The sequence below is a fragment of the Methylibium sp. genome, assembly GCF_031393925.1.
Lineage (GTDB): Bacteria > Pseudomonadota > Gammaproteobacteria > Burkholderiales > Burkholderiaceae_C > Methylibium.
The window spans coordinates 1-8062 of sequence record NZ_JANMWL010000194.1 but is presented as its reverse complement, the minus strand read 5'-3'; the positions used below and the strand labels follow the sequence as shown (position 1 = coordinate 8062).

The 8062-nt window shown below is 68.6% G+C and carries 10 protein-coding genes and 1 pseudogene; 10 read left to right on the top strand and 1 reads right to left on the bottom strand.

All coding sequences use genetic code 11. From position 1 onward, the window contains the following. The 10 genes and pseudogenes from RMO12_RS10890 to RMO12_RS10845 all read left to right on the top strand — a co-directional run. A pseudogene (locus RMO12_RS10890) lies at nucleotides 1-278 on the top strand (formylmethanofuran dehydrogenase); the annotation flags it as partial. Then, nucleotides 275-1957, top strand: coding sequence for a formylmethanofuran dehydrogenase subunit A (locus tag RMO12_RS10885; RefSeq protein WP_309639295.1), 1683 nt, complete (start codon nucleotides 275-277; stop codon nucleotides 1955-1957). The pseudogene RMO12_RS10890 and the gene RMO12_RS10885, both read left to right, overlap by 4 nt. A 17-nt stretch (nucleotides 1958-1974) precedes the next feature. Next, nucleotides 1975-2169, top strand: a complete 195-nt coding sequence (locus tag RMO12_RS10880; protein WP_309639294.1) for a type II toxin-antitoxin system HicA family toxin — start codon at nucleotides 1975-1977, stop codon at nucleotides 2167-2169. 8 nt (nucleotides 2170-2177) lie between these two features. Continuing rightward, nucleotides 2178-2390: a type II toxin-antitoxin system HicB family antitoxin gene (locus tag RMO12_RS10875; RefSeq protein WP_309626056.1), complete on the top strand. Its 213-nt coding sequence runs from the start codon at nucleotides 2178-2180 to the stop codon at nucleotides 2388-2390. 18 nt (nucleotides 2391-2408) lie between these two features. Beyond that, the gene (locus RMO12_RS10870; protein WP_309639293.1) at nucleotides 2409-2660 is read left to right on the top strand and encodes a hypothetical protein; all 252 of its coding nucleotides are present in this window, start codon (nucleotides 2409-2411) and stop codon (nucleotides 2658-2660) included. A gap of 19 nt (nucleotides 2661-2679) precedes the next feature. Beyond that, nucleotides 2680-3594, top strand: coding sequence for a formylmethanofuran--tetrahydromethanopterin N-formyltransferase (gene fhcD / locus RMO12_RS10865; protein WP_309626058.1), 915 nt, complete (start codon nucleotides 2680-2682; stop codon nucleotides 3592-3594). Beyond that, nucleotides 3591-4403: a formylmethanofuran dehydrogenase subunit C gene (locus RMO12_RS10860; RefSeq protein ID WP_309639292.1), complete on the top strand. Its 813-nt coding sequence runs from the start codon at nucleotides 3591-3593 to the stop codon at nucleotides 4401-4403. The genes fhcD and RMO12_RS10860 overlap by 4 nt, the downstream gene beginning before the upstream one ends. 39 nt (nucleotides 4404-4442) lie before the next feature. Next, on the top strand, nucleotides 4443-4976 hold the full coding sequence (gene fae / locus RMO12_RS10855) for a formaldehyde-activating enzyme (protein WP_309639291.1): 534 nt from the start codon (nucleotides 4443-4445) through the stop codon (nucleotides 4974-4976). Between the two features lie 48 nt (nucleotides 4977-5024). Next, nucleotides 5025-6869 carry an aminodeoxychorismate synthase component I gene (gene pabB / locus RMO12_RS10850; protein WP_309639290.1) on the top strand — a complete coding sequence of 615 codons (1845 nt, stop codon included), beginning with the start codon at nucleotides 5025-5027 and terminating at the stop codon, nucleotides 6867-6869. A 14-nt stretch (nucleotides 6870-6883) separates the two neighbouring features. Beyond that, a complete protein-coding gene (locus RMO12_RS10845) occupies nucleotides 6884-7549 on the top strand; it encodes an HAD family phosphatase (RefSeq protein ID WP_309639289.1) in 666 nt (221 codons plus the stop codon). Nucleotides 7550-7620: 71 nt separating this feature from the next. On the opposite strand, the gene RMO12_RS10840 is transcribed toward RMO12_RS10845, so the two are convergent. Next, nucleotides 7621-8062, bottom strand: a 442-nt coding sequence (locus RMO12_RS10840; RefSeq protein WP_309639288.1) for a GTP cyclohydrolase, FolE2/MptA family, incomplete at its 5' end; no start/stop codon positions are given.

Below are 8062 nucleotides of genomic sequence, written 5' to 3'. Positions count from 1 at the left end.
TGCTGTGGGTGGCCAGCTTTGGCACCGAGCCGCCGCGGCCGGGCGCCGACCTGCCGACCATCGTGCTCGGCGGGCCCGGTGTCGCGCCCCCTGAGAGCGGCGTCTTCATCACGGTCGCCACGCCCGGCATCGGCGTGGCCGGCCATCTGTTTCGCACCGACGGCGCGGTGGTGCTGCCGCTCGAGGCGGTACGCGCTGACGCCCTTCCATCGGTGGCCGACGTGGCGCGTGCGCTGACCGTGCGCCTTGCAGCGCTCGGGCAAGGGGTCGCGGCATGAGCAGCCTCAGACTGCGCGGCGGGCGCGTCATCGACCCGATCAACGGCGTCGATGCGGTGCGCGACCTCGGCGTGCGCGACGGCCGCATCGTGGAACTACAGGCGCACGAGGCCGTCGGCGAAGAGATCGACGCCAGTGGTTGCGTGGTGATGGCCGGCGGCATCGACATGCACACCCACATCGGCGGCGGCAAGATCAACCTCGCGCGCATGCTGCTACCCGAGGATCACCGTCTTAACCGCGATCCGATCGCGCTGCCGACCAACCCGCTCGAGCTGGCCTCCTGCGGCCACTGCGCGCCGGGCACCTTGGCCACCGGCTACCGCTATGCCGAAATGGGCTACACGGCCGCGTTCGAGCCGGCCATGATGGCGGCCAACGCGCGCCATGCCCACATGGAAATGGGCGACGTGCCGATCCTCGACCACGGCGCCTACGTCATGCTCGGCAGCGACGAGCTGATGCTCGAGATGCTCAGCCGCGGTGAAGACTTCCAGCACATCCGCGACTACGTGGCGTGGACCATCCATGCCGCCAAGGCGCTGGGCGTGAAGGTGGTCAACCCGGGCGGCATCTCGGCCTTCAAGTTCAACCAGCGCAAGCTCGACGTCGACGAAAACCATGTGCACTGGCAGGTCACGCCGAGGAAGATCGTGCACACGCTCGCCAAGGCGCTGCACGAGCTGGGCGTGCCGCATCCGCTGCACATCCACGGCAGCAACCTCGGTGTGGCCGGCAACATCGAATCCACGCTCGCCACCATCGATGCGCTCGAAGGCCTGCCCGGGCACCTGACGCACATCCAGTTCCACGCCTACGGCAGCGAAGGCCCGAAGAAATTCTCGTCGGCCGCGCAGCAACTGGCCGACGCCGTCAACGCCAATGCCAACGTGAGCATCGACGTCGGCCAGATCATGTTCGGCCGCACCGTCACCGCCTCCGGCGACACCATGCGCCAGCATGCCAACGCCGACCTCGCCGACCCACGCAAATGGGTCGGCGCCGACATCGAATGCGACGCCGGCTGCGGCGTGGTGCCGTTCCGCTACCGCGAGCAGAGCTTCGTCAACGCGCTGCAGTGGGTGATCGGTCTCGAAATTTTCTTGCTGGTGAAGGACCCGTGGCGCGTGGTGCTCACCACCGACCACCCCAACGGCGCGCCGTTCACCAGCTACCCGCATCTGATCCGGCTGCTCATGGACAAGGGCTTTCGCGACGAGCAGCTCGCCAAGCTGCCGCCCGAGGTGGTGGCAGCCTCGCAGCTGGCATCCATCACGCGCGAACTCAGCTTGAACGAGATCGCCATCATGACGCGCGCCGGCCCGGCGCGGCTGCTGGGCCTGCCCGACCGCGGCCAGCTCGGCACGGGCGCTGCGGCCGACATCGCGGTGTATCGCGAGCACGCCAATCGCGAGACGATGTTCACCGCGCCCGAGCATGTCTTCAAGGACGGCGTGCGCGTCGCCCGCGCCGGCCGCATCACCGCCACGCCGACCGGCGGCACGCACTTCGTCGAGCCGGCCTACGACCGCGGCATCGAGAAACGGGTCGCGGCCTATGCCGACAAACACCTCGCCGTAAGCCCACGCCACATGATGATCGGCCGCGACGAGCTGTGCCGCTGCGGCAATGGCGGGCGGTTGTTGCCGGCGGCGTGTTTCGCGTCCGTCACGAGCTAACAGGCTCGCGCTCGGCCATGCCTACCAAGGTCAAAGAGTTACTTGCCCTTCTTGAAGCCGACGGCTGGCGGCAGGTGCGTCAGCGTGGCAGTCACCTTCAGTACCATCATCCCGAAAAGCTCGGGACCGTCACCGTGTCAGGCAAAGCAAGCGTCGAAGTCCCACCCGGCACGCTGAACAATGCGCTTAAGCAAGCCGGCCTCGAGCCGTGAGCCACACCATGCAGTTTCTCGTTGTCATAGAGCAAGGCCCGTCCAGCTTTGGCGCCTACGTGCCCGACGTTCCCGGCTGCATCGCGGTCGGGCAATCACGCGCCGAGGTGACGCGGCTGATCCACGAAGCCATCGAGTTCCATCTGGAAGGCCTCAAGGAAGGCGGCCTGCCTTTTCCGCAGCCGCATTCTTCCGCCGAAGTCATTGACGTTCATGCTTAGGCACAACGGCCACTATCGATGAGCAAAGCTAGAGACGACACGCGCGCCGAGTACCGGCGCAAAGACCTTGCCCCGCTCGTGCGGGGCAAGTATTACAAGCGGGTCATGGCCGGTAGCAATCTGGTGCTGCTCCAGCCGGAGATTCACAAGGCGTTTCCAAGCTCCGAAGCGGTGAACAAGGCATCGACCCCGATGGCCGCGTTCATGCACGAATTACAGCCCCTCACCGCCGAGCCCAAGCGCGCTGCCAAGAAGCGCGTCGCGGCCTGACTTTCATTCAAGAAATTCGATGCAACAAAACGGCATCACCATCGACGACAGCTTCGCCGAGGCCTTCCCGATGAAGGCGACGCGGCTCGTCATCACCGCGCACGACATGACCTGGGCGCGCCATGCTGCCGTCGCGACCACCGGCTTTGCCACCTCGGTGATCGCCTGCGGCTGCGAGGCCGGCATCGAGCGCGAGCTCTCACCCGAGGAGACGCCCGACGGCCGGCCCGGCATCTCGGTGCTGATCTTTTCGATGAGCGGCAGGGAGCTCGCCAAGCAGGTGGAAAAACGCGTCGGCCAATGCGTGCTGACCTGCCCGACCACCGCGGTTTACGCCGGCCTGTTTGAAGGCGACGCGATCGCGCTCGGCAAGAACCTGCGTTTCTTCGGCGATGGCTGGCAGATCAGCAAGATGATCAAGGGCATGCGCTACTGGCGCGTGCCGGTGATGGACGGTGAGTTCGTCGCGCAAGAAACCACCTGGGTCACGACCAAGGCGGTCGGTGGCGGCAACCTGCTGCTGCTGGCGACCGACACCGCTGCGGCGCTGGCCGCGGCCGAAGTTGCGGTGGCCGCGATGAAGACCCTGCCCAACGTGATCATGCCCTTCCCCGGCGGCGTGGTGCGTTCGGGCTCCAAGGTCGGATCCAAGTACCCGGCTCTGGGCGCCTCGACCAACGAAGCCTATTGCCCGAGCCTGCGCGAGCTGGCTGCCAAGAGCGAACTCGGCCCCGACATCGGCAGCGTGATGGAGATCGTGATTGACGGACTGACCGAGGCCGACGTGGCGGCCGCGATGCGCGCCGGGCTGGCGGCCGTGATTGCGCGCGGCGCGCAATCAGGACTCAGGCGCGTCGGCGCCGGCAACTACGGCGGCAAGCTCGGGCCGTTTCTCTACCACCTGCACAAGCTGGTGCCGGGAGCCGGCGCATGAGCGGCTGGAAGCTCACGCTCAAGCAAGCGCCCCGGCTGCGCGTGGACCTGCGTTCGCTCTCGCCCGCGGCGCTGGCCGGGCTGTCTGCCGGTGCGGTCGCGAAGCTCGGCGTCTGGCATGGCAAGGAGTCGCTGGCGCTCGCAGAGCTGTTCACCATTGCGCCCCACACCGACGACGAACTGCGCTTCGAAGGTGACCTGTCGCACTGCGACCGCATCGGCTGGCAGCTCGGCGGCGGGCGCATCCGGATCGAGGGCCCGGCGGGCGATTACCTCGGCGCGGGCATGAGCGCCGGAGAAATCATCGCGAGCGGCCATGCCGGCTTGCTCGCAGCCTGCGAAATGTCGGGCGGCCGCCTCGACATCGGTGGCAACGCGGGCGACTTCGCCGCCAGCCCCCTGCCCGGCAGCATGGACGGCATGCGCGGCGGCGCGCTTCTCGTGCGGGGCTCGGTCGGTGCGCGCTTTGGCGACCGCATGCGCCGCGGCAGCGCGCTGGTGTTCGGCGACGCGGGCGACTTTCTCGCCTCGCGCATGGTGGCCGGCACCATCGCCGTGGCCGGCCGCGTCGGCGCCCACGCGGCCCACGGCATGCGGCGCGGCACGGTCGTGCTGGCCAGCGCGACGCCGACGCCGCTGCCCACCTTTGCCGAGACCGTCTACGACTTCGGCGTGATTTGGGCCCTGCTGTCGCGCGACCTCGCGCGTGCGGGGGGTCCGTTCGCCGCGCTGGTGGCGGCGCGGCCTCGGCGGCTCGTCGGTGATCTTGCGTCCGACGGCAAAGGCGAGTTGCTGCTCGTCAATCCGTGATCCCTTGTTCCCGAAGTTTCACTCCAACCGATACCGACCATGAGCAAGCCCTACACCTTCCACGCCGGTGAAGCCACCGTCTTCGCCGCCGACGGCCAGTTCACCGACGCCATGCCGGAGATCCTCATCGGCCGCACGGACGGCCCGGTCGGCCAGGCCTTCGCCAACCTGATGGCGCAGAGCAAGGGCCACACCGCCATGTTCGCGATCCGCGCCTGCAACCAGCTGGTGCGCCCGGCCACGATGCTGGTGCCCAAGGTCACGCACCAGGACAGCGCCAACATCGACCTGTTCGGCGGCGCGGTGCAGTCGGCCACAGCCGACGCCGTGGTCGATTGTTTGATCGACGGCACCATCCCCAAGGAAATGGCCAACGAGCTGTGCATCATCAGCCTGGTGTGGATCGACCCGCGCTGCGCGAAGGACGCCAACCTCGACAAGAAGGACATGTACCGCACCAATTACGAGGCCACCAAGCTCGCGATCAAGCGGGCCCTGGCCGACGAGCCGAGCGTGGACGAGCTGATCGCCAAGCGCCACGAGATCAGGCACGACATGGACGACTGGAGTTGAGTCCGTACGCGCACTGCAAGTGAGGCGGCGGCCCGGCACATCGACCCGATGACCACCGCCCCGTTCGCCCTGCTCGACGACCGCAACGCCACCGCCGCGGCGCCGACGAGCCGTCTCTACAGCGCGTTCGCGCACGAGCGACGCTGCACCGAGCCGGCCGCGCTCGACGCGCTGTGGGCCGAGGTCCAGGCCGACCAGCGCGGTGGCCTGCATGCCGTGCTGCTGATCGACTACGAGTGGGGCACCAAGCTGCTCGGCGCCGGCCAGCGGCCGGGCAGCGACGACGCGGCATTGCGCGTGCTGTTGTTCGGTGAGCTGCGGCAGCTCTCTAACACCGAAGTCAACGCCTGGCTGGCCGCCGAGGAAGGCCGTGCCGAGCCCGCCGCGGCCGGCACGACGGACGTGCGTGCCAGCGTCGACCGCTTGGCCTTCCACGCCGCCATCGCGCGCATCCACGAAGCCATCCGTGCCGGCGAGACCTACCAGGTCAACTTCACCTACCGGCTCGACTTTGCTGCGCACGGCTCGCCGCTGGCGCTGTACCGCCGCCTGCGCGCACGCCAGCCGGTGCCCTATGGCGCCTTCATCGCGCTGCCGCCGCTCGAGGGCGACGATCAGGCCGCGACGCACGTGCTGTCGTGCTCGCCCGAGCTGTTCATCCGCCACGCGGCCGGCCGCCTGATGGCCAAGCCGATGAAGGGCACCGCGCCGCGCCGCGCGGTGATGGAAGGCGACAGCGAAACCGCGCGCCTCTTGAGCCTGGACACCAAGAACCGCGCCGAGAATCTGATGATCGTGGACCTGCTGCGCAACGACCTCGGCCGCATCGCGCAAACCGGCTCGGTGCGCGTACCGGAGCTGTTCGACATCGAGTCGCATGCGACCGTGTTCCAGATGACCTCCACCGTCCAGGCGCAGCTGCAGCCCAAGCTCGGCCTGCCCGACCTGCTGCGCGCCACCTTCCCCTGCGGCTCCATCACCGGCGCGCCCAAGCACCACACCATGGCGCTGATCGCGGGGCTGGAAAACACGCCGCGCGGCCTCTACACCGGCGCAATCGGCTGGGTCGACGCAGCGCGTGACGCTGCGACCTGTGGCGACCTCTGCCTGTCGGTGGCGATTCGCACGCTCACGCTCGGTCCGCCCAGCGAAGGCCTGCGCGCCGGGCGCCTGGGCATCGGCGCGGGCATCGTGCTCGACAGCGAGGCCGAAGACGAGTACGCCGAGTGCCAGCTCAAGGCGCGCTTTCTCACCGGCCTGGACCCGGGCTTTCAACTGTTCGAGACGATGTTCGCGACGCGCGAGGACGGTGTGCGCCATCGCCAGCGACACGTCGAGCGGCTCGAACGCAGCGCGCGGCGGCTGGGCTTTTCATGGGACGCGAGTGCGCTCGACACCGCCATCGAACGCGCCCTCGACACGCTGCCAGCGGCCACGCCGACGCGGCTTCGACTCGCGCTCGATCACGCGGGGCGCATCGACACGATCGCTGCACCGCTGGCGCCGTGGCGTGGCCCCGCCGGCCTGCTGTGCGCCGCCGAACCGTTGCCGCCCTCGCCCCTGGCCGGCCACAAGACCACCTTGCGCGCTGCCTACGACCAGGGCATGGCCGAGGCCGAAGCGGCCGGCGCCTTCGACAGCCTGTTCTTCAATGCCGATGGCCGGCTGATCGAAGGTGGCCGCAGCAACGTGTTCCTGCGCATCGACGGCCACTGGTACACGCCACCGCTGGCCGACGGCGCCCTGCCCGGCGTGATGCGCGGCGTGCTGCTCGACGACCCGGCCTGGGCCGCGCGCGAACGCACGCTCACGCGCGACGACCTGCAGCGCGCCCAGCAGCTCATGGTGTGCAACGCGCTGCGCGGCGCGCTGCCCGCGCGCTTGCTCGATTGAGCCCGGCAAGCGTGGTGCGGCTCGCCCTCTTCGACCTCGACCACACGCTGATCCCGTTCGACAGCGGCATGGCGTGGACGCGCTTTTGTATCGAGCGAGGCTGGCTGCCCGCCGACACCGAGACCGACTATCTCGAGCACTGCCGGCGCTACTTGGCCGGCGACATCGGTGTGCGCGAACTGCACCGCGCGCTGGTGCTGCCGCTGCGCGACATCTCGCGCTCGGGCCTCGACGACGGGCTGGCGGCCTTCGAGGCCGGCCTCGCGCCCACGCTGCCGGCCGCGGCACTCGCCCTGGTGGCGCAACACCGCGAAGCCGGCGACCGCTGCTGCCTCGTCACTGCGACCACGCGCTTTGTCGCCGAGCGCTATGCCGCCGGTTTTGGCATCACCGAAGTGCTGGCCAGCGAGGCCGCGCGCGACTCGCACGGCCGCCTGACTGGCGAGATCATCGGTGCGCCCTGCGTGGGCGCACACAAGCTCGACAAGTTGCTGGGCTGGCTGGCACTGGAGGGCTTGGAACTGAAGGGCTTCGCGCGCAGCTGGTTCTACAGCGACTCGGCCAGCGACCTGCCGCTGCTCGAGGCGGTGAGCGATCCGGTGGCGGTGCGGCCGGATGCGCGGCTCAGGGAGGTCGCGGTGCTGCGAAGCTGGACGGTCATCGAGCGCCTGTCGGACTGAAGGCAACGCGGCGCTTCGCGACAGGCTTCAGGCTTCGGGACGCAATATGCAGCGCCGATCCAGGGCCGAAATCACCCGCGCTCGATCACCGCGAATGCGCTGTGGTTGTGGATCGACTCGAAGTTCTCCACCTCGACCCGGTAGCGCCCGACCGCCGGCTCGGCGTTCAGGCGCAGCGCCACGTCGCGCACCAGATCCTCGACGAACTTGGGGTTCTCGTAGGCGCGCTCGGTGATCCACTTCTCGTCGGGGCGCTTGAGCAGACCCCAGATCTCGCTCGACGCGGACTCTTCGGCAAAGCGCACCAGCGACTCGAAGCCGAGCGTGTCGCCCTTCAGCTCGGCGGTAATCGTCACCTGCGAGCGCTGGTTGTGCGCGCCGTAGTCGGAGATTTCCTTGGAGCACGGGCACAGGCTGGTCACGGGCACAAGCACTTTCATTGAAAATTCCGGCTTGCCCAGTCGGATGTCGCAGGTGAAGGTGACTTCGTAGTCCATCAGGCTGCGCACGCCG

What these genes read in the sequence shown, in the direction of transcription:
- RMO12_RS10885 (WP_309639295.1), top strand. Translation starts at nt 275, where the DNA reads ATGAGCAGCCTCAGACTGCGCGGCGGGCGCGTCATCGACCCGATCAAC.
- RMO12_RS10880 (WP_309639294.1), top strand. Translation starts at nt 1,975, where the DNA reads ATGCCTACCAAGGTCAAAGAGTTACTTGCCCTTCTTGAAGCCGACGGC.
- RMO12_RS10875 (WP_309626056.1), top strand. Translation starts at nt 2,178, where the DNA reads ATGCAGTTTCTCGTTGTCATAGAGCAAGGCCCGTCCAGCTTTGGCGCC.
- RMO12_RS10870 (WP_309639293.1), top strand. Translation starts at nt 2,409, where the DNA reads ATGAGCAAAGCTAGAGACGACACGCGCGCCGAGTACCGGCGCAAAGAC.
- fhcD (WP_309626058.1), top strand. Translation starts at nt 2,680, where the DNA reads ATGCAACAAAACGGCATCACCATCGACGACAGCTTCGCCGAGGCCTTC.
- RMO12_RS10860 (WP_309639292.1), top strand. Translation starts at nt 3,591, where the DNA reads ATGAGCGGCTGGAAGCTCACGCTCAAGCAAGCGCCCCGGCTGCGCGTG.
- fae (WP_309639291.1), top strand. Translation starts at nt 4,443, where the DNA reads ATGAGCAAGCCCTACACCTTCCACGCCGGTGAAGCCACCGTCTTCGCC.
- pabB (WP_309639290.1), top strand. Translation starts at nt 5,025, where the DNA reads ATGACCACCGCCCCGTTCGCCCTGCTCGACGACCGCAACGCCACCGCC.